The 23,402-nt window shown below is 36.1% G+C and carries 12 protein-coding genes and 1 pseudogene; 5 read left to right on the top strand and 8 right to left on the bottom strand.

The genetic code is table 11. From position 1 onward, the window contains the following. The first annotated feature begins 174 nt into the window (after positions 1-174). From N3Z16_RS08280 to N3Z16_RS08265, 4 genes and pseudogenes are all read left to right on the top strand, one after another. The gene (locus N3Z16_RS08280; RefSeq protein ID WP_223939432.1) at positions 175-399 is read left to right on the top strand and encodes a DUF2674 domain-containing protein; all 225 of its coding nucleotides are present in this window, start codon (positions 175-177) and stop codon (positions 397-399) included. Positions 400-671: 272 nt separating this feature from the next. Then, complete coding sequence (locus tag N3Z16_RS08275) at positions 672-857, top strand: hypothetical protein (RefSeq protein WP_282486136.1); 186 nt, start codon at positions 672-674, stop codon at positions 855-857. Positions 858-1,370: 513 nt separating this feature from the next. Beyond that, a complete protein-coding gene (ltrA, locus tag N3Z16_RS08270; RefSeq protein WP_282486135.1) occupies positions 1,371-2,624 on the top strand; it encodes a group II intron reverse transcriptase/maturase in 1,254 nt (417 codons plus the stop codon). Between the two features lie 86 nt (positions 2,625-2,710). Further along, positions 2,711-3,223: pseudogene (locus N3Z16_RS08265) on the top strand (HD domain-containing protein); the annotation flags it as partial. Positions 3,224-3,764: 541 nt separating this feature from the next. Here N3Z16_RS08265 and N3Z16_RS11115 read toward each other — a convergent pair. Beyond that, entirely contained in the window at positions 3,765-5,579 is a 1,815-nt protein-coding gene (locus N3Z16_RS11115; protein WP_410519614.1) for an IS630 family transposase, read from the bottom strand. A gap of 209 nt (positions 5,580-5,788) precedes the next feature. On the opposite strand from N3Z16_RS11115, the gene N3Z16_RS08250 reads away from it, so the two are divergent. Then, positions 5,789-6,034, top strand: a complete 246-nt coding sequence (locus tag N3Z16_RS08250; protein ID WP_282486134.1) for a hypothetical protein — start codon at positions 5,789-5,791, stop codon at positions 6,032-6,034. Between the two features lie 52 nt (positions 6,035-6,086). Here the strand turns inward: N3Z16_RS08250 and N3Z16_RS08245 are convergent, their stop codons facing one another. The 7 genes from N3Z16_RS08245 to N3Z16_RS08215 form a co-directional block, all read right to left on the bottom strand. Beyond that, positions 6,087-9,662 (bottom strand): TrbL/VirB6 family protein, encoded by a 3,576-nt coding sequence (locus N3Z16_RS08245; RefSeq protein WP_282486133.1) that lies wholly within the window; start codon positions 9,660-9,662, stop codon positions 6,087-6,089. Positions 9,663-9,844: 182 nt separating this feature from the next. After that, on the bottom strand, positions 9,845-12,553 hold the full coding sequence (locus N3Z16_RS08240) for a TrbL/VirB6 family protein (RefSeq protein WP_282486132.1): 2,709 nt from the start codon (positions 12,551-12,553) through the stop codon (positions 9,845-9,847). A 75-nt stretch (positions 12,554-12,628) separates the two neighbouring features. Continuing rightward, entirely contained in the window at positions 12,629-15,394 is a 2,766-nt protein-coding gene (locus N3Z16_RS08235) for a TrbL/VirB6 family protein (protein WP_282486131.1), read from the bottom strand. Beyond that, on the bottom strand, positions 15,394-17,415 hold the full coding sequence (locus N3Z16_RS08230; RefSeq protein ID WP_282486130.1) for a TrbL/VirB6 family protein: 2,022 nt from the start codon (positions 17,413-17,415) through the stop codon (positions 15,394-15,396). Before N3Z16_RS08230 ends, N3Z16_RS08235 begins: the two co-directional genes overlap by 1 nt. Further along, positions 17,408-20,641, bottom strand: coding sequence for a type IV secretion system protein (locus tag N3Z16_RS08225; protein WP_282486129.1), 3,234 nt, complete (start codon positions 20,639-20,641; stop codon positions 17,408-17,410). Before N3Z16_RS08225 ends, N3Z16_RS08230 begins: the two co-directional genes overlap by 8 nt. Positions 20,642-20,646: 5 nt before the next feature. Beyond that, positions 20,647-23,064, bottom strand: a complete 2,418-nt coding sequence (locus tag N3Z16_RS08220; protein WP_282486128.1) for a VirB4 family type IV secretion/conjugal transfer ATPase — start codon at positions 23,062-23,064, stop codon at positions 20,647-20,649. A gap of 12 nt (positions 23,065-23,076) precedes the next feature. Beyond that, the gene (locus N3Z16_RS08215) at positions 23,077-23,364 is read right to left on the bottom strand and encodes a VirB3 family type IV secretion system protein (RefSeq protein ID WP_282486127.1); all 288 of its coding nucleotides are present in this window, start codon (positions 23,362-23,364) and stop codon (positions 23,077-23,079) included. Positions 23,365-23,402: the final 38 nt, after the last annotated feature.

The raw sequence follows: 23,402 nt of genomic DNA, 5'->3' as shown, positions 1-23,402 counted from the left end.
TAAGAAAAAATACCAAGGGTTAAAATCTTAAGTTAAAATTAATTTTATTGATATAAGATTTACTAATTCCTTATGGATAAGGTTGAAAATTATTTTATTTGCTTTTTTGCAATAGTTTACCTATTATTGCCACCAAAAATTAAATACAAGTTAAATTATTAATTTTAAATACTTATGGTACATAAAAAACCGATACAGAAATTTATCTCATTTACTGATAATAGCCCTGAATTTGAAGCTGTAAAAGAAGATATGGAATCCGGATGGAACATAATAAGTCTAGTAAAAAACGGAGTTTATTATGTTGGTATTATGGAACAGAATAAACAAAAAGGTGCTAATGAATCAGAATCACTTTTTATTCCTCCCAGAAAAAAATTGAAAATTTCTTCTAAATAAAAACAGTACTATACGGGATAATACTTAAAATTCTTTCTTGCAGTATTCCTTTATTCCTTACACTAAAGTAAAAACCTGTGAATTTATCTTTTATACGAGACTTTGCCTTACCTATGAAACCCGGGAAGTAAGTATTGTCCTACTTAAATGATGTTCCATTTTTTAATCTGTAGCACTAAAGAAAATAATTTAATAAATTATTCATAATTTGCTTATATTTCAACTAATAAGGGATTATTATATAAGTATAGAATTAATTGATTCTTAAAATGATGGATTATTCCACACTCTGCAAATATTCACTAAGATTAACAGAAAAACTTAAATCATTAGATACTCAAAATGCGCTGGATTTTGAGTTAATTGACAAAGCTATTTACTTCGCTAGGAAATATCATGGTAACCAAAAAAGGAAGTCAGGCGAGCCTGTGTGCCATAGAGAAGCAAGGAGGAAGTAACAAATCCTTGTAAGCTTTATAAAAGATGAAGGTAGGTCCTTCGGAGTCGGTTTTCAGGAGCAGGCTTCAAACCACCTCAAGTAGCTGTCATAAAGAGTGATGGTTGTGAGCGTTGAGGAAAAGTCAAGAATAGACTTGGCAGGTGTGGATCAGAAAGACGAACTAACGTGAACTACTGACAACGCGTCGTAAGTCTTACAATATGACATCAAAACTGGAAGTGAGGTTCCCTTCTAGGATCAATTTGCAAGAGACCTGATTACTGTGCAAGTGGTGTCCGGCGTAAAGGTAGCGTGAGTCTGATCATAGGCTTTTATAAGGAACTATGGGAACTAGTCGCCTTGATGTTAAGGGAGAAATATAAGAGGTGGATACCTTGAATATGAGAGTACCGACGCAAGGAACTAGGGCGGAGCAATTCGTAGTAGTGAAGAAACTTCTGTAATGGGAGTGGAGCGAAGGGATTGCGTTAGGTAGTTACATTTAAAATGCAACTTGCAAAAGGAGGAAATTTTGAGTGCAACAAAACCATTTACCATTCCAAAGAAACTAGTAATGAAAGCTTTTAAACTAGTCAAAGCGAAGGATGGTGCTGCTGGAGTAGATCAGCAAACTCTGACAAGCTTTGAAGAAAGCTTACAAGACAATCTTTATAAACTATGGAATAGGCTATCATCAGGTAGTTATTTTCCACCACCAGTCAAGGCGGTAGCAATACCTAAGAAAACTGGAGGTGAAAGGATTTTGGGAGTACCAACTATATCTGACAGAATAGCACAGATGGTAGTGAAGTTAGTTTTTGAACCTTTAGTAGAACCTTATTTTTATCCAGATTCTTATGGTTATAGAGTTGGAAAATCAGCATTAGAAGCTATAGGTATTACTCGTCAGCGATGCTGGAAGAGTAATTGGATATTAGAGTTCGACATTAAAGGATTGTTTGATAATATACCACACGAACTATTATTAAAAGCAGTAAGAAAACACACAGATAACAAATGGGTATTATTATATATAGAAAGATGGTTACAAGCACCTATAGAATTACCAAATGGTGAGGTAAGTATCAGAACAAAAGGCACACCGCAAGGTGGGGTGATTAGTCCTATATTAAGTAACCTGTTTTTACACTATGTGTTTGACAATTGGATGAACAGGCAATACCGACAACTAAAATGGTGTAGGTATGCTGATGATGGTTTAGTACACGGGGATAGCGAACAAGAAATGCAAGAACTGTTAGTAGCACTGAAGCAAAGGTTTAAAGAATGTGGATTAGAGCTACATCCAGAAAAGACAAAGATTGTTTATTGCAAAGATGATAAGCGTAAGGGTGAATATCCAAATACAGAGTTTACGTTTTTAGGATATAGCTTTAGGCGACGAAAGGTTAAAAACAGCAAAGATAATAGTATATTTGTAAGTTTTAACCCTGCAGTAAGTAAAGACGCACAGAAATCAATGCGAGCAAAGATACGCAAGAGTAGTGTTAGTCGTAAAACTGACGTTAGTATACAGGATATAGCTGAGAAATATAATCCAATCCTGCGAGGGTGGATAGAATATTACGGAAAATATCATGTTACAGAGCTATATAAATCAGTGATGCGACATTTTAATACGAATATTCTTAAGTGGCTTATGCGTAAGTATAAAAAGTTTAAAGGTAGTAAAGCAAAAGCAGGAAAACTTTTAAAAGAAATTGCTAAAAGAGATCCAAGTTTATTTGTACACTGGGAAAAAGGAATAATAGATACGTTTGCCTAATGGAAGCGGTGTGAATTGAGAGGTTCACGCACCGTTTTGCGAGAGACTAGTGGGGAAGTTCCACTGGTCTACTCTCCTATTACTCTCACCCGTTAGAAGTAGCTTATATGATATCCGACTACAATTTAAAAACGGATGTAATAGCAGCTAGCATATTGCATGATATTATTGAAGACAGCGAAATTACCGTAGAAATAATACAGGATGGTTTTGGGAAAAGAATAGCAGAAATGGTTGATAGACTTACTCGTGATAGACCAGATGGGACAAAATTAAGTGTAGAAGAAATAATTAATAATGCCTACCATAAAAAGGATAAGGAAGTTTTATTAATAAAGCTATTTGATAGGTTGCATAATATTCAAACTATAGAAAGCATAAAAACTGAAAAGCAGAAAAAGATAGCTGAAGAAACCTTAAAATATGTGGCTATCATATCTACTGAATTTGATGATATCAGTTTAGAAGAGTATATTTATATGAGTTCATATAAAATTATAGCTACTAAACAGGATTATGATTTTTATTATAAGAAGTATCATCGGTTTTTAGTTTTTGATGATTATCGTCTCCCTTCTCCAACTTTTGAAAATAATTAAGAGCAATGGCGTAACCAATAAGTATTGGAAATAATATAATACAGATTCCAGGATAACCATAGTCTCTGACTAAGTATATCATGCCAAATGTAGTAATAACAGACATTACTGTACGTGACATTGCATAAACCATACTGCTACATTTAAAACGATGTAATGTAGGGAAATGTTTAAAGAAAACAGACATAGCTGGAAAGCTAGTAACTTTAAATGCAGCAATACACATTTGAAAAACCATGATTTGTATAGGAGAATCCATTGCATCTAATAATAAAAACCCTACTCCTAATACAAATGATGCAACTAGCCTTATGTTTAATATTTTAAACGGATGTACAGTACGTACTATATAAACAATAACAAAAGTAGCAATGCATCCTACTATTGAAACATAGAGGTTATTGGTGATAACTTGGTGAGGTGTAAGTTCAAACTTATCCTTTAGCACCTGCCCAAGATATACGTATAATATATAAAACCAAACAGGATATGCACATTCTATCGCAAAGTAAGCTATTAACCCACCAACTAAATACCCGACTTAGGCGGCATATTTTACTTCTTTCGCCTGAAATAATCTTTTGATATGTTCTGGGTTATTTTGCAGAGTCCTTAGGTAAGATTTTAAATTCCCTTGGAGTTCAGATTTTGTAAGAGGTATATGTTTCCTATTTACATTTCTTTTTAAATCGTTGTTTAAATATTCATCCGGATTATGTTGCGGAGTATACGGAGGCAGAAAAAATAAAGAAATTTTCTTTTTATGTTTCCGAGTCCATATTTGTACTTTTTTGCTATGATGAACCTTGAGATTATCTAGGATTAAGAAGATTTTTTTCTTGGAGTATTTTACCAACCTCCGTAAAAATTCTATAAATACATTTGTTTTTAGTGTCTCTTCGTACAGCATAAACCTTAGCTTACCGTTATTTGTAACAGTGGATATCATGTTTATACTAAATCTCTTCGATTTATGAATCACAACAGGGGTTTTTCCTTTTAAAGAATAGCTTTGTAATACCTGACACTCTTGTTTTATCCCTACTTCGTCGCACCAATGTATTTCTGCCTTTTCATATTCTGCTTGCTTGGCTATTGACGGATATTCTTCATCTAACCAAAATTGAACCCTTTTGGGTTGCTGCTCATATGCTAACTTCTTTGGCTTTTGTGCAGTATACCCCCATCTTCTTAAATATTCGCCTATTGTACTTAGGGGAAGAAAAAATCCACAATGTTTTTTGATGAGTGCATTAACTGATTTTCTTGACCATAATGCTGATTTGATATTGTGATCTTCTGGTCTAGAGATATTTACGTACCCTTGTATTATTTTACTTTGATCTTCGGTTATAAGCCTTTTCTCTCCTATCTTTCTACCTCTTAACTTCCCACTAATTGCGTACTTGTCGCCTCTCTTTTCCCTCCTTACCCATTCATTTACTGTCTGGCGACTCACTCCTATTAATTCACCTACCGACGATTGACTCTCTCCTCTTTTTACTAGTTTTAGAGCAATCTTTCTCATCGACGCTTGTGCGCTTATTGATAATTTCCTAAAATCTTCACTTTTTGACATTATTGCATTATACAAATTCCTTCCTTCTTGGCAATAGTTATGTCGGGTATTTAATTGGTGGGTTAATAGAACAGTTTTTATATTAATATCCTTATAGTGGTTGTTTCCTTTAGTTAAAATTAATCTTTTTCTCGCATCTGCAAATTCTGGGGTTTCTCTAAGCGCTTTTCTTGCATATGACCCAATAAGAGCTATACCTGCACCGATTAAAAAAGCAAATCGCCAATTAAAAGAAGTAATCGATGAAGTGGCTAAACTTGCAACTCCTAAAGCCGCCATCGAACCTACAGCACTAAAGTTTGATGCAAAAGAAACGGCTGCATATTGTATAGGACGTTTAACTATTTCAGAGAGATATACTTGTGCTCCAATAATTTCCCCCATACTAGACATACCTTGGATAATTCTACAAATTATAATAGTATAAGAGGCTGTTATACCTATTTCAGCATAGGTTGGGAGCACTGACATAACTACACAAGAACCAGACATCATCAGTGTTGTAATTATAACTGTATGTTTACGTCCTATGTTATCACCAATATAGCCAAATATTAAAGCCCCAATGGGCCTTAGCAAGTATGTAGAACAAAATGCAAATGCAGCAAGTAAAGAAGCGGTAAAAGGGTCAGTTTTAGGAAAAAACAAGTCATTAAGCAATACCGCCATATGAACAAATAACATGAGGTCAAAGCACTCGAGAAACGTGCCTATAGATAATAACCCTACTGCTTCTTTCTGCTCTTTTGTAAGACTTCGTTGTTCTGTTGGTTTCATTAAATAATCATGATTATTTTATAAGCATCTCTCAATTAAAACAGCTATTTAGCTTGTATTGCAACTATTTATTGTACTAATACTGATAAATTTTTCCTAAAAAGAAAATATTATATTTGCAAATCCCCGTTAAATTAACTAATAATTAAATTATACATATATTAATTAAATCAAATTTAGTTTTATTAACTTTAATAAAGGTGTTTATTATGGCCAAACAACGTGAGGTAGAAAAGCAGTTCCATAATCGTGCTAAAAACGAGAACTATTATGACGCCATGGAAAAGGCAAGAGCAGAAGATCAAGCTTCATATGGCACGGTTCGTCCAGCTCCACGAGATCCTGAATTTGCTGCCCAGCTAGATAAATGTTGTGATGTTGTCTGTTGTGGTTGTTGTTGTACGGTAGATGAACACAACCCGGAAAATAATAATGTGTGGTGTACTATTCTTTAGCCTCTTAACTTTAAGCTTTCAAGGGGCTTATTTCAGCCCCTATTTTTTCCCTTTATCTTCTTCTTAAATCTTCAATTGTCCTGGCTGACCTTAGACCTACCTGCGTAGTCTTAATAGGAATATATTCCTGCATACCGGCTTCTTTCCTATGTTCATTAATACCGGATACGTGTTTGTCTACTTCACTTATAATATCCATTTTTCTTCGACTGATCTCTTCTAGAACCCTCTCACTATCTTCAAAATCCCTTAATGATTTTTGTAGTTTTAATACTTCATCTTTTGGTACTACTATTATTGCATCTTCATCTCTTCGTGGTCCTATTCCCTGTTCTTTAGCAACTTCTAATTCAGCAATCTTGGTTTGATAGTATTCCTCAAGTAAAACCGGCAAATCCTGCGGTGGTATATCTCTCATACCAAAATGGTCTTCCAGAATCTGGGTATTATGTCTGATATTTTCTTCTGCTTCCTTAACTATGGTTTGGTGAAGGCTTTCCCGTGCTACGAAAGGATCTTCCTCGAGTATATGTGTTTTAAGGCGTTCTGCTTTATCAATCATACTAACCATTTCGGAATCTTTAGCATATTCTCTCATGTATTTCTCACCCTTAAGTACAGGATTTGGATCATCTTTGTCGGCTTTGATTAGCTCCTGATAAACTTTATGCTGTATTTCTTGCTGGGCTAGTTCTCTATATACCTCTAGATTTGAATCACCACCGACTTTAACTTTAGCTCTGGCAATAAATTCCGGCGATACTACACTTTCTCCTTTAATCTTGCTTAAACTATCTATTTTCATTGCCACTGGTTTATACTCTTGTTCTCTTGCTCTATCGGCCAGCATTTCATTATATGTCTGCAAGCGGTAATTTTCAGCGTCTTTATTCATATTAATATTATTCCATGCACCGCCGGCAAAAGTATTACCAATAGCTTTCAGGGTTTCATTATCACTCTCTCCTACAACTTTTCTATACGCCTCATGTTTTAAATTTTGGTATCCCGCATACAGTTCTTCCCCAAGCTGTTTCTGCTTATCTTTTTCAAGGTTCTGTTTAGTTTTAACTTTATGTTGCAGCTCTTTTAGCGACCTAAAGGTAGAATTATGTTTACCAAGAAGCCCTACCCCTCTTTCTGATAAAGCCTGATAGGCATCAACATAAGCTTCTGCATATTTCCTTGAATAATCAGCGTCATCTGCTAGCTCCCGCAAGGATTTCTTATTGGTTTCTGCTCTAGCAAAATCATCTATTAATTTTTGCTCCGCCGCACTTAAGTTTCTATATTTTTTACCATATTTTTCCTTAGCCAGTTCTTCTACCGACTTATTCTGATATTTACTATTAACAAGATCTTTAATCGACTGTTGCTCCTGATCATTTAACTTGGCAAAATCCTTACCATATTGAGCCTTAGCAAATTCATTTTGGAGCTCACTGGACTTTTTATGAGACATTTCAGCAGCAATTTTACTGGCTTGTTCGTCAGTAAGTGCTGGGTGGCCTATCTCTTTAAGCTTCTCTTTTAAAACATTAGTATATTTACCAATAGCACCCTTCTTTACATTCCTGTAATCAAGGCCGGATAATTTTTTTGCTTCAGCTGCTACTGCCATGTTTATATTACCCGACAAGGCTTCCTGTTTTAACAATGCAATTCTTTTATTATCTACCCATCTAGACGGGATTTCTTTTATTTCGTTTAATTTTGCAGCAGCCACTTCTCTAATGCCACTTATTGCCCGCCCGACTTTTGTTTGCGCCAATCTGCCTTTTATTGGCGACGTAACATACTTATCCATTGCTGATCGTATACCGGCTGAAGCATGTTTGTTAACATTAGCCATTCTAGTAAGATTTCCCGAAGTATTTGAAATAAATTTAGCAATAGAGACTGCAATACCGTTAAATTTATCCAGTAGATAAATAGCCACAAAAATTAACAACATACCATCAAGCTGGACAAATTTTCCATTCCAGAACTGATTAATCCTCCGTAGGTCTCTATCAGGATCGAGGAACGGTAAATCTACATATCTTGCACCTATACAAGCATAAGCTTCACAGAAAGATCCATCATCTGCTCCGGTTATAACATTATCCCCAGATTGAAAATGATCTATTGGAATCGGTATATTACGTTTAACTCTGGTAAATTGCTCGCCTTTCATCGGCTCAGGAAACCACCAGTAAAAAATCGAATCCCCTAAATCAAAACCTAAATTCTCCTTAGTAAAATCACTAATTACTTCAGCTCCATCATTATTCATTTTAGGAAAAGTGTGTTTACAGATTCTAAAACCGAGAGATCCATATATTTCCTGGCGTAAAATCATGGAGATGAACACAAGTCCCGTAAATAAGATAATCGGTTGAATAGCGTAAGAGATAAGCTGCCTTAACCAGTTTTCAAATAAGGACCGTGTAATGCCAAATAGTAAAAAGCAAATAAATATCGGGCCCATGGTTATTATCATCCCGATTGCAATTAAGGCTGTAAGATAAATAACAGCAGCATCGAAAAATATAATAATTAAGAAATATAAAGCAAAGAAGAATAGTATAATATATATAAAACCCATCCAATCTACAAATAATAAAGAAAACAATTTAGATAAAGTTTGAGGAGCAAGCATCATACCAAGTATTCCTGGTGATCCAGGTCCTGTAGCTCCAGCTTCTGTTATCATTTTTAGAATTTGGTCTACCCCGCCAACAAACCAGACAAATAAATAATCATTAAAAAATGTCCAACTATATTCTGAACTAAGCAATGCTGAAACCACTGCAATTTTCATTACCCTGACTATTAATTCAGTATGGGTTACTTGGACATTCCCAACCAGATAACTAAGAGCCGTCCACATAATATAAAGCGACAACAAAGCAGAAACGGCCATTCTATAGCCAGGGTTATTAACTATACCCATGTAGATATTTCGGATTAAACCGTAATCGCCATTTACTCCAAAAAGAAAGTTTTTAACTAGATTCGTGACATAAGTTATAGGATCAGGACTCGTATCGGTAATACCGGATTTTATACTAACCCGATATTGCCCGCTATTATCATCATAAAAATTATCTAAGATCTTAAAATATAAATCACTGTTTGCATATTGTTGTTTTAAATCACTTTGACTTCTGCTTGCATCCTGATAGTTATAGAGGATACCGCCAGCAGTACGAGTATTGCCATTCTTATCAACATCAAGCATTTCATACCCTACCGGTTTCTCGCCTAAATGAAAAGTAAGCCCTTGAGGATTTTTCTGACTTGAAAAAGTCTGATTAGGATTCGTACCTTTCCTGGCAATAAGTGCATATAACCCTACACCATTTTTAAAAATACACGGAGCATTTGTAATTTGTGCATCTTTAGTATTAGTACACATAGTACCGTCTATAAATGTACATTCCCGAAGTCTTTGGCAAAATGTGGATAAGGTAGCAGTGTTATCGGCCTGACCATACCACGCACACCAGGCCGAAAGCTCAGAGCTGTTGTTTCTATCTACTCCTTGCGTCCATCCTCTAACTAAAATTACCAGAGGCCTACCGTCAACTTTATAATTTGAAAGTCTCCATGGAGCAATTTGCGCTATACCCGACTGATTGGACATTTCCTCTTTAGTGTACCTTGCAGATACCGTCAAATTAACGAATCCGAAATCGTCAGCCTCAATGCAGCGGTCACCGCTACAGGCTGAAAGGCAGAATAATAATACCAAAAATGACCAAATCCTATTCATTGAATCTATCCAAATTATTAATTTCCTTGAAATAAAATTGTGCAACATCTTGATTATTCATTTGCCCCCCCCCCCTTTCCTCTAGGTATTTCTGGTTTAGGGCTACTATCATCTATATCCCCGCTAGAGGAACTTTTCTTAATTCCGCTATAATCAGGGTCATCCACCTTGCCTTTTTCACGATGAGTTATTTTTTGATCAATAAATTTCTCTTTTGCAAAACTAGCAACTTTCCGTGGAACAGAAGTAACAGGGCTTGTAACTTTTTGAATATCGCCCATTATGTTATGTACAGGATTCGCACTTTTTACATCCTGCAATTCCCCTTCTTGTCTAGCTGGAGTTACACCAGTCAAGGAATTAGTAATAATTGTTATATAATCTATTAAACCGGCTGATAGTTTACAATATATAAAAAATATAAACCCAGAGGTTGCGACTCTTACAAAAGTTCCCTTAGCATTGAAAAAATCATCAATTGAGCCAATATCGCTTACCACCGGAATATAGAAGGGAATACCAGATAAAAACGGTAATGAAAATGAAAAACTAATTGGTATACCAATATTATGCAGATCGATAGAAATTTTAAGCGGGATTAAAACTCCCCAACAAGCTTTAACTACCACACCCGTTATATATTCACCCATTAACTGGTCTATAAGGAGAAAAAATACTAATAACACAGTAGGTTGCAGCATGTAACTAAATAAAGTCGAAAGCCAATTATCAAAAAGGCTTCTTGTTTGTTCAAAAAGGATTAGTATTATAAAAAACGGTGCAAGCGATATCATTACTGCCAGCCCTAAAAAGGCAAGGCAATAGCTTATAATTACCTCTAGCACTGCCCTAAGATAAATTAACATTGAATAAATAGCTAAGCATGCAAAAAAGGCCAAGCCGTTATGTATTTGTAATAGCTGAATGGCAAGTAAAGCCCATACATCACCATTACCATATCTATCAAAAATAGGATCTATAAATCCAAATACATTACCTACAGTACTTGTAACACCGACAACTGTAGTGAGCAGGTAATCACTTCCAGAAACAAAAATTTTAAATAAATTATCATTAAAAAACGACCAGCTGGTTTCGCTAAATAATGCTACTATTAATCCCACCTTTAACACTCTTATAACTATATCAGTTACAGTAATTTGAACTGCACCTGCTAGGAAAGCCAGGCCATATATTATTATATATATTACAAGGCAGCTTTTTGCGATAGCCTGCAAAGTTGGATTACTCACCAATTTTTCATAAATTATACGACTTAATTCATTATATTTATCTCTCAGAGGAGAAACCAAATCACCGTAAACTACACTAGAAAACCATGTAGATCCCGTATAATTTGCTATATTAACATTTATATTTCCTGAGAGGTTAGGAACTCCTGAAACCTTTAACCACAACCAACCAGATGTATAAGCATTCCCTTTGAAATTCTGCTGTAAATCATTACCTATAGTAGTACTCTCAGGAGCGCCTGATTCCGCAATATAATACTCAACTTTTAAATTTCTTAAATCATCCGGGCTTATCACAGCATTTGCCTGTCCAATTTCAATTTCCATGGAATACCCACCGAAATAAAAAAAATTAACAGGAGTTAAGATATTAGCATTCAGATAAATAAATAGGTTAATATAGTTAAATATATCTACGCTACTGGTATCAAAATCTGTCCATTGAATCATCTGTTGAAGAAAATTATTACCGTACATCCCAGTAATCGGCCACGGAGTTGTAAAATTTAGGTCGCCATCAGAATCAGAATAATGATATAGAAAGTATTTACCACTAAATGAGGAATAAACAAATTTCTGCTGAGAATCCTTAATAGTCACTCCTCCAATATCAACTTTAAATCCCCTTCCCTTATCATAAAAACATACAGGATTATCTGCTCCATCAGCATTATCAGGACATGAAGGAATAGAGTTAATCTTGGAAGTAAAATAGCTGTCCGAAACTTTCCCTACTAACTGAGGTATCTGATCTCCCAGATTAAGGTATTTCCCGGGTACTGGTAGACAACGGCTAGCATAATCAGTAGCAGTAGGAGTGATAATATCTGAGCACCATCTACTAGGCAAAGCAAACATCACCTTATTTCGAAGGACTGCCGAAGAGCTATCAGTAAAAATACTAATAGGATTTCCATCATTTCCAAGCCCTCCCTGCATATCACCATCTGAACCAAAAAAATTGCCATTAGCATCAAGTGTAATATTAATTACATCATTTTTTTGTACTGTGATTTTCTGTCTACCAACAAAATTAAAGTAATCATTAAAATCACCAAACCGCGTAGCAGAAAACACATAATTCCGCTGGTAATAAGGTAAAATCTTGGATCTATAATTATTAAAATCGGTTATATACTTTTGCTCTACATAATCATATTTTTGAATAAAAATCTGAGGTTGGTTAAATCTAGGATCAATTCTGTATAACACACGATACTTTTGCGGTCGTGGTGAAACTCCCTTAGTATTCCAAGACATTGAAAGCATTTTATCCTGGTCAACATGTACACCTGCTGGCATCCATACATCCGGATTTTCAACATTAAGGTTCTTATGCGATTGATTCACACTTGAAAAAGCTGGAACTTCAATACACCTTGGAGAAGGAGAAAAAGACATTATATCTGCATTCATCCAATCAAAAACCCTATCGTCACTATAAGCACTAGCTATAAAGGCCTGCATTACCGATATAATAACTAATAATATTTTACTGGTTAATTTCATTTTTTGCCTAAATTAAATACTGCTGCCCTATATTATCTAACACCATCTGCATAAACCCTGTGCTTTCCTACACCACTATTTTTCACTACTTTCCGGTTTTTCTCCCCCTCCTCCGTCCGGAGACCGATCATGTCTATTTCCCGGTTTCATAGATCCTTGTGGCCCTTTATCCATACTTTGTAACCTCTCTCTGGCTTTGCCTTGCATCTCTTGTCTGCTCTCTTTATCTAAACCAACTTTTGTCAGCGCCTTATTTTCTACCCAGTTTGACATGTCGGCACCCATAGCTGTTGCAGAAGGTCCACCTACACCACCGGCAAGTTTTGCAACCATTTTTCCTGAAAGCTCTATATACCCCCACATACAGTAAGTAATCATCAACAATATGACAATATTTTGCATATTTACTCCCATAGAACTGCTTCTGTAATCAAATCCCCAAGGAGCAAACCAATTAAAACAGAAAAGCGGGACATCTAAAAATGCTGCATTAAAACCAGGGATACTAGGAAAAGGTATTCTAAACGGAATAGCACATTTCCAACATACACTATACCCAATTACGTAATCTAAAAATATTGTAAATAATTGAGTAAGGATAATGATACCAGCTAGCATAATTGTAGGTTCGAGCATATACCTAAAAGTAAATTTTACCCAGTTATCAAAAAGGTAACGTGTTTTTTCAAAAAGAATAAAGGTCAAGAATAACGGTGCTATACCAATCAACACTGCAATAGCAAAATATGCCATTAAATACACAGCAAGCGCTCTAAAACCAACTATTATTACTATCCCCAAACAAACAAATAGCAGTATAAAATAAATAACACCATTAATTCCCATCGAAAGAAGTGCTATCATTTGAGCAGCAAAAGTACTGCTCAAGAATATTTTAGTAAATACCTCATTCATAAACATAAATGGGTTTGAAACGCTTGTGGAACTAGAAAACAAGCTATACCCACTCATATTTGCAATTATTGCATCAGAAAACCCTGTTACAAAGTCGAAAACATAATCGTTAAAAAAGGCAAAAGTCTTATCATTCATAAGCCCAGCTACAAATGCAATTTTTATTACTCTAATTACAATGTCCGTCTGGCTTATCTTTACCATTCCAAGTAAAAACATTGCTCCATAGAACATAATGTAAAGGCTTAAAAGACCTTTTATATAATTAAAGAAATTTGTACAGTTACCTGTTCCGCCAATCCCTTGATAACAGGTCATATTTTTAAATATCGTTATAGAAGTGGTTTTTATTTTAGTTTTTAAGCCTTCAAATAGAGGATTTAATACGTCATCATAAAACCCACCGTGCTTTATGTCAGAAAGGAAAGAAACAGTATATTGACCAAAACTATCTTTATAATCTTCTGGCGCATTATTAATTTTTAACCATAAATACCCCCCGCTACCACTGCTTGGAGCAGTTATTGATCCCTTACCACCGGCATCAACTACAATATTTTCAATATTTACCGGAGCAGCAGTATTTGGATTAGAACCGTAATCAGCAATAACATATTGCACGACTCCCCTTCCTTGAATAGAATCGTTCATCCCATTGCCATTAGTTCTAATGCATTTAGTCTGTTTTATATTAAGTACAAAACCGCCCGTATTATCACTATAAGCATTGTCAGCATCAGCTAATTTATATTGTAAATATCCAACATCTCTGCCGTTATAACCTGCTTTTTCTATTTTTATAATTTGATAATCGGTACTATTATTATAAAAACTTTGGTCCGCTTCAATCTGTACACGGGTAAAATTACTACCGGCATTAGCTGCATTAGTGGGGTTAACACTACTGTCGATTCTACTTATGAGACCTACAGGATCGTTAGCACTGAACCAGAAATATTTTTGATTTTGGAAAGATCCCCTAATATAATCAGCCTCTGAACTGCAACTATGACTAGTAACATTCCACAGATCAGAAATAGTACCGCTCCAGGGAGAAGGATAAGTACGGCTACCGTTATTTGCATAAGGCTCAGGAGCTATAGCTGCAACATTTTTATAACATGAGCAACAATCAGGTATTTGGTGTCCCCAACAGAACGCTCCGAATGTGTCCCACTCACTACAATGAGAACCACATTGTCCGCAAGCATCACAATCAGTGGCCCATTCACAATTACCCACATAACTATTCGTGCCATTCCATAAGCTGTACCTACCACATATCGGACTATAGGTTCTTTTACCCTCTCTACAATCAGCCGTTGTCATCGTTTTAGTGAAATAATTATAAATGGAGCTAGAAGATACTGTAGTTTTTTTCTCACGATAAAGAGCTACATAAAATCTATCGTTTCTATATAACTCGGTTAAGTTCTTCCAATTTGGAGTTCTAGCATCAAGTATTAACGACACTGGAGGAGTAGTCTGATCCTCTACTCTTGGAATCTCAATTTTTTTACCATCAACATCTAAATTAGAATCTTGTTGTAAATTATTTATTGGGATATAGGCCTTGCATAGACTGACTTCCCCCTTAATATAAAATTGCACAAACTGGTCAGGTTTTAACCGCAAATTTGTATTTAACCATTTACCGTAAGCACTTGGATCAAGTGCTACCCCAGTTCCCCCGGTAGAAGATACACCAGAATCAGAACCTGTATAATTGGCGGTTGCTTTGAGTATTACAGTATTACTTACAACATCACTATTAGATAAACTACCTTGGTCGTTCACATTGTATCGATACAAACAACCATCCGTTAGATCCATAGAACCAATAATTGCTATTATCCATAATATTATCATGGTTAAAATTGCAAGGCCGACCATACCAAGTAAATAAGCAAATTTATTACCTTTCATTACTTACCACCTCCAGGAGCAGAAATTGTATCAGATGCTTCTTCTTTTGATGATCCGCCGGTAGATGCTTTATCAGAAGCTTCTCCTCCTTTATCTCCCCCTGTTTCTGATTTTTCACCTTGAGACGCCACTGTCTTAGCAGCTTGAGGATCTTTAGAGGCAGCAGCCTTAATAAATTCAGCTGCCTGTTTTGCCTTTTCCATAAGGGCTGTCGGCGAGACAACAACCGATGACATATTTGGCCCACTTGTAAGGTCAGAAATAAATTCATTTACAGACTGAATTGCAAAATAAAATATAAATACGTATACAATCATATATACCATATTTAGAGCTAAATCTAAGAAATCGCTAAGTGTTGTAATTTCAAATATAAGAAGTGTTTTTTTCTCCCACCCTTGGCCTAAATAAAATTTTATTAATTTATATCCTGTACTATTTATACATTTTTCTGGTTCACTTGCTGGTTCTCTCAGTTCAAAGGTACTAAAATTAATTCCGGAGGAGTTATAATCGTGCCTTAAATATTCGCAGTTTCCAAAGAAAATGGAATCATACATAGTAAGTAATAAGGCTACAAACCCTCCAACAACAGCCGGTTGAAGCGCACAAGAAACAATTATTTTTGTCCACGCATCAAAATAACCTTTTGTTCTTTCAAACAATAACATAGGAACAAAAATTGGGGAGATATAAACCATTACATAAAGCGTAACCATCGATACCAAATAAACATTTAAAAAATAAAAAATCACCGACAGAAATATTATGCCAAAAATCATACCACACAAGACTATGATTATGTTCCCAGCCATAAAAAAGCCAAACATTACCACAAAAAATGTAAGCATTCCTGGCTTACTTAGGGCTTCTATACCTTCTGTTCCTGGAGGCCCAAAATCTACAGCACTACTAGCAATATTGCCATAAGCAGAAGTAGAACCACCACTTAAAAAGCCTGCACTGCCAAGATTGTAAAGCAATTGCATGCCAAAATAATAACCGACTCTACAGTCTATGGCATCCCAAACTCTATAAAACCCATAACCAGCTTCATATTTGCTCGGATCGTAATTACATAATCCTTGAGAACCGCCAGCGAGGAAAACTATCTCGGTAAAATCAGAAGTCATTTGCAGCAACATAGGCAATACCGTCTCTGTCATACCATTATGACTGACGCTCTTACCAGTTTGATCATAATAGTTACCAAGCCCTACAGAAAAATAAACTACAAAGAGAAATTTTAAAATGAAAGTTGCAACCTTATTTAAGTGTACATACTCATTATTTAATACTACCTTAAAACCATAAAACATCACATATAGAATTAAAGCCGCTCCTATCGATTTCTTCATTGCTTCTTGAAAATATGGAAACGGGCTTAATAAAGTAAAATATATACTGTCTTCCGTCTGGGAACAACCATTACCGGTATAAAATACTTTATCGAGGGTCTGGCGAACACAATTGATGGTAATGCCAGAAAAGCTCAGTAAGGATTGGCTTTTTGATGAACCATCATAACATGAAGCACCGAGATTCTGACAAACAGATGCCTCCACACCAGGATCAACAACGATGGAATTATACGCACGGCAAATTACCGGCATCTTACCACGGGAAGTAGACATCATAAGGCATAAATTATTCTCTATCACTTCCACTGAAACCTGGATATCAGAAAGCAAAGGATTTGCACCAATATCTGGATTTGAACTAATCTCATGAAGTTTTTTGACCTCACCCAAATTCATGTTTACAGGACTACAAACAGGATTCGTAGTATTATTTCTTATACAAAACCTTAAAATATTGCCGCCTTGCGTACAACCGTTAGGAATATTAGTTGTCATATCAATATTTTTTACTAAATACCCATATGCCGTATCATTCATCAAATATCCTGTATTATCAACTGCCGGAAGATTAACACATGACTCACCAAAACTTGCATAAGCACTACAACAACTCAATTTGATAAATAAAAAAATTACTAATTGGAAGATTAGCTTATTCATCCCCACCTCGTTTTTTAAAGTTCAAGGCAGCAAGTTTTATTGTATTAAGATCATCTTGAGATGAACCTTGTGTTAACATATATTCTTCAAAAGCTTTAGTTATAGGATGCTCAGCTCCTAAATCCTTTACCGCAGAAAAGAAAATATTAGGGCGCTCTGCAGGTGGCCTATCACCTAGACGTTGTTCAACAAAACCTTCCTTATTAGCTTTCAAAAGTTTGGAATATAATTCTGCAGTTGATCCAGTAGCAAATTCGTTATATTTTAACGATGGCAAATCTACAGCTTTTAGTGGTTTTTCTACGGAAGTTGCAGGTTCATCTGGAATGTCCTTGCGCCGCCCTACTTGCGATTCTTTATCTTTGATTCCGCTTCCTTCTCCCGGTTCTTCCACATCAGAAGAAGCTCTTCGATCTTGTTCTCCTCTACTATCATCTTGTCCAGACGATTTTGCTTTTATACCTCTATCAATAGATGCCTGATCACTTGATACATCCTCTAGTTTTGCTGCTTGCGATTCACCAGCTTTTATAACGGCTCTAGCTGCTTTTGCTAGAGGTCTTGGCTCACCCGAATCATCTGCTATTTGCTCTACCCTACTACTATCTTTATCAGGGGATTTTGGCTTAACGTTACCGTCAACAGACTCAGGCTTACTCCCTTCAGCACTAGATAAGGATTTTGCTGCTGGTTTGATAGAAGAAGACCGCCCAGTACCCTCTCCTGTGCTAGTAGAAACTTTGTCTCCTGCTGCTCTGCTACTTCCCGTAGAAACTTTATCTCTTGCTCCTCCTGTAGTCGCAAATTTATCTCTTGCTCCTCCTGTAGTCGCAAATTTATCACTTGCTCCTTTACGCCCCTGCGACATCTTATCTGCCGCACCCCCTCCACCGGCAGCACTTTTGTCTCCCGCACCTTTGGCTGCTCCGGCGGCATTGAGCGCTGCCATACCAGCTTTATACAGAGTCTGAGGTTTGATTGCCATATTTCCTATTGAAACACCTTCGGTCATATCTGCAGCAAATTCAGCCAGGGTTTCACTAAAATGCTGCATTAAATATAATGTAAAACACGCCGTTAACAATGCTAAAGCCAGAGTTTTTATTTTTTCATAGATTACCTCTAGCATGTTAAAAAACATCCCGGGAGAACCCTTTATAGCATCAAGAAAATTAAAGCGCTTTTTCTCTTCATCTCCGGAAGCATCATCAATCCAAGGCATAACTGCGTTTGAAACTATCGTCTCTCCAGTATCAAATAACCAAGCCATCGGGTTGTTTAAGATAAAGCCCAAACTGTTAATACACCCATTTTTTTCTTCATCATTTGCATATTTTGTCCAATCATTATCAAGATAGTAATATCGAATCGCTCTACCCCCGCCATTATCCCCTGGAACATATGTTCCTAAAGCTCCGTTTAAGGTTGTCATTTGCATCTCCGGGCCAGAAAAAGCTATTTCCTTGTAATCATATTTACACGTTCCGTAAAAGCCAAAATCATACACTGAAAGCATCGTAGTCATAAACACAATTGCAACCATGGGTTGAAGCATAAAGGAAATAAGAAGTTTTACCCAAGATTCAAAGTATCCTTTGGTATAGTTAAATAAATACATAGGTACAAAAAGCGGAGCAAGTACCCCGAGAACAACTATAGATATCATACAAACAACAGTAGCATTAACCACAAAAGCTCCAACTGAAATTACCATCAGCGGGTACATCAGGGCTAAGGAAATTAAAGTAAAATTACCTGAAATCACGGCCGGTATTAGCAAATAAATATACGGAGGTATAGGAAAACTAAGTATATCTAATTTTGAAAAATCATGATTTCTAGAAGCGTTATCCACAATCATAGTTTGAATAACGTCAAGACCTAGGTAATGGCTAATTCTACAATCAAGAGAATCCCAAAGGGCTATATGGCTCATATTTGGAGCATAATCAGTTGAATAAAACTTGCAAAGTTCGGAAGGACTTGCACTAATTATCCAACTAGCTAAATCCGTCATGCCGTCCAGCAAGAAAGGAAAAGCCCATTCTATCATACCGTCTAGCCTGTTTAAATCATTACCGCTATTTTGGCTGATGTTAATCCCAACTGAAAAATAAACAACAAAAACAAACTTAATTACAAAATTTACAATCTCCGCCTTTTGCGGTATATCTCCAGCGAGTATAATCTTAAACCCAAAAATAATAACATAGATAGTCAGTAACGCTACTACTGTCTTGTGCATATTAACTTGAAACTGGAAAAGAGCACTGGAAGTTCTTGACGCACTATTTAGTACAGTTTTAACATCACTAAAGCTACAAACGGCATTGCTAATCATTAATTTTGCGATCATTTCTTTCACGCATTCTATTATAGGACCGCTCATTACTATACCGGTCTTGGAATTGTCGACCGCCCTTTTATAACACCCTCCTGCATTAGAACATTGGGTCAATGATAAAATATTATTATAATCGGTACTGGTATTTTGAATGTCCTGAGCTGAACTTAAATCCAAGAAATCAGAATAAATCGATATTGGATAAGGTTCTTTTATATATTTACAACCGATCGCTATCCATCCGCTAAAGCTTTGGGTCGCAACACACATTTTATCTTTTTCTTTAATCACTTTCCAAGGAAAAATAGGTATGATGCCAATATCCACCATCGTTCCACTATCTCCTTCCCTTTGGTTGCGATAAATCTCATGATAATCCCCCTTAGGTACATCCCAGGCTTTTTGGATTTCATCCCAGGGGGCCTGGCCGGTGAATATAGCCGAAGCAATAGGTACTACTGCATTTACTAATGCCAACATCCTTGCTCCTTCAAGCTGTAGGTTATTGCACATGGCAAAGCTTAATTTCTGATCGGTAAATTCAATTCTGTTGGCACGTGTGCAAGCACCTGGAAAAAGGTCATTATCATTAATCTTGACCCTAAGCAGCGTATTGGCATAAAGTCCTGGTGATACCAAGTTTGCTACCAAAAAGGTAAAAAATGGAGCCGGGATACAAGTATGAGAAAATTCAGATCTAAGCAAACCACCAACACCTTGAGTTTCACAAGTAAGATTAGTTAAAGTATCAATAACCGTATCCATTGTATCAGCCTTGGCGCTATTATTGATAATAAGGGATAAGGCAAATATAAATACGACCGGTAATTTAACGGCCGTTAACCTTAAGCTTTTCGTCAGTAAATCCCTTATATAATCCATCTTAACTATAATGACTTAACTTCTTGATAAAAAACAGGTAACCATTTCTTAGGATCAGAGCCATATTTCTCTATAATCCTATCAAGCAATAAAACAGTATCAGCTCTGCCCGATAAAACATTAATAATATTATCCATACCACTTAAATTTACTTTCGCAACCACCGCATTAACTCCTTGTTTTATGAGGAAATACCTTGAAGCAGGATCAGTTGTTTTAATTAAAATATATTCTCTCTGCGATAACATAAAAGCGCTTCTATAGACATCAGTTGCTTTGAGATTAGGCAAGAAAATTTGAGTAGCAGTTTGTTGAATCAGGGTGTCGCTAATTCTACTTTTACTTGCATCTTCCACACTTTGAGTGGCAAAAATTACAAAAGTATTCAGCTTTCGTAAGACTTTTAGCCAGTCCTTAATTTTGGGAGCAAATACAGGATTGTCTATTAAAGCCCATGCTTCATCAAGAACTATCATTGTTCTTGAACCATCAAGCGAAATATTGATACGATGAAAAACATAAAGAAGAACCGGTGCTAGACTTACCGGATCTTTTAGTAATTCTGCCATTTCAAAACCAAAAACTCTAGCTAAAGTAAGATCTATCTTATCTTCTTCATTATCAAAAATTTTGGCATGCGAACCTTTACCGTGCCACATGGCAATTCTACTAGCAAGAGTTCCCGGGCCATCCATTCCCAGGAAAGGAGCAATATTACTAAGTTTTCTATCTCTACGATCTAATTTATAATTACCATCAACAGCTTGTGTTAAAATCTTTATGTCTTCAGCGTTTAATGTTTCGCCATTCGAGGTAACTAATGTTTTTAACAAATCCAGCAAGAAAGACCTATTTTCGCCATTATCCGGAAGCTTAAAAGGATTAAATCCGCAATTAGCCCCGGGATCAATAACCGTATATATCCCCCCTAAAGCCCTAATAAAAATCTCTGCTCCCCTATCTTTATCAAAGAAAAAAGTCCTCGGGCGAAATTTCTGCGCCTGAGCACAAAGAAAATTCATCAGCACTGTCTTACCTGCACCTGTTGGCCCGATGATTAGAGTATGACCTACATCCCTGACATGATAGTTAAAATAAAAAGGAGTACCGGATGTAGTATCAAGAACTGTTACATAATCTCCCCAGTGATTACCGGATATTTTACCTAACGGGTAATTATGCATAGAAGCAAAACCGGACAAGTTAAGAGTATTGATTACTGATTTTCTTACTATATAGTTTATATTTCCTGGCAGTTGCCCCCAGTAACTTGGCTCCATATTAACCCTTTCGCGTACGGGCTGCATACCGCAGTTTGAAAATTCTACAGAAGCCATTGAAAGACTGTTTTCTAGTGCCTTTAAATCATTATCGATACATAAAATAGAAATATGATGTTCCCCGAAACCGATCTCGCCGCTCATCGCCATATCAAGAGCACGAGAAATTTCCGCAATTTGAGATACCGCCTTGTCTTCAGCCTGTATCATCCTATTTTGCTGCAATTGCATTTTATTAATGGCAATAGTACGGTTGGAGAAAACAAAACTCTGAGCCATAATGAACTCAAAAGGCATTTGCAAAAATCCGTCAAAAACCCCTGCAGATGTTGCTGGCCCATATTCTCTAACACTTACAATACCTGCATATCTTTTACCTCGTGGCCCACGCGCTTCTATGGAACGAGAACCAAAAAAGAGGCGATTTGTCGGTAAATAATTATCTAATTTATTTCCAGTAACCATCATGGGGGTATGATCCCCGCAATTAATTAACATCCCTAAAAATTCGCTAATCTCACAGAAATTACCATCTCTCGTTTGTTTTACTCCAAGCAGTCTTGCGTCATAATCCCTGAAAGTGTTTAACATCCGGGTCGTCATTTCCTGCATACTATCGTGCATTTCCCGCATGTCTTTTTCCCAAACAGCTTTATTGGATTTCTGCCTCATTTTGGTCAGTAAATATTGTACTACCGCTGCTCCTTCTTTGTCAGGTTCGTATAAAATACTGACATATAATTCATTAAAATAAGAATCAGAACTGGAATTCTTAGCTTGCCATTCCGATTCAAGATAGCTAATAAAATCTTTAGCAGTCCTATTCGTGGGGTCAGTCGATACCTCGCTTCCAAGTTGCGTTACCGCTTGTTTGCGCCTTACGGTATGAAAATATAAGGTTACATTCCCAGATGCCATATTTTTAAACATGGAATTACGTATATTCTTACGAATGTCTAAATCTTCATCATCAGCGGTTTCAAAAGAAAAACCACCTATCTTTACTACCTGAAGCAATCCGTTTGATTTTGTCAAAATAGTATTCTGATCCCAATGACACTTATATGGAATAAAGTGAGAAACGTGTTTCTCTTTTCTTGATTTTGACTCTTTTGCAGCAGCAGTCTTAAATAACTTAAACATATTTATCACCAATTACACGCTATAAGAATTGGCTCCCCAAAAAGACTTGTTAGGACATTGGTTACACTTACTGCTATAATTAAGGTAAAGCTCCATAAAACGTGGTTCTTTAAAGCAAAGTAAATAACCGATCAGATGGACAACAAGAGCAATAAAAATTATATAAATACTGGATTTTTGAATAAACATCGTAACTGAAACCATAAGGTTAAGCATTGCATATTGAATACTTACACCAAAAATCATTGATGGTCTTGTAAGCCCTACAAACAAAGGATCAGAAACAAGTTGACCGGCCATAGCACCCTCCTAATCGTGTTTTAGCATTAATTTTAAAA

It is taken from the genome of Candidatus Megaera polyxenophila, from assembly GCF_029982035.1.
In the GTDB taxonomy this organism is placed as follows: domain Bacteria; phylum Pseudomonadota; class Alphaproteobacteria; order Rickettsiales; family Rickettsiaceae; genus Megaera; species Megaera polyxenophila.
The sequence above is the reverse complement of the archived record's forward strand: the minus strand, read 5'-3'. Positions and strand labels throughout refer to the sequence as shown.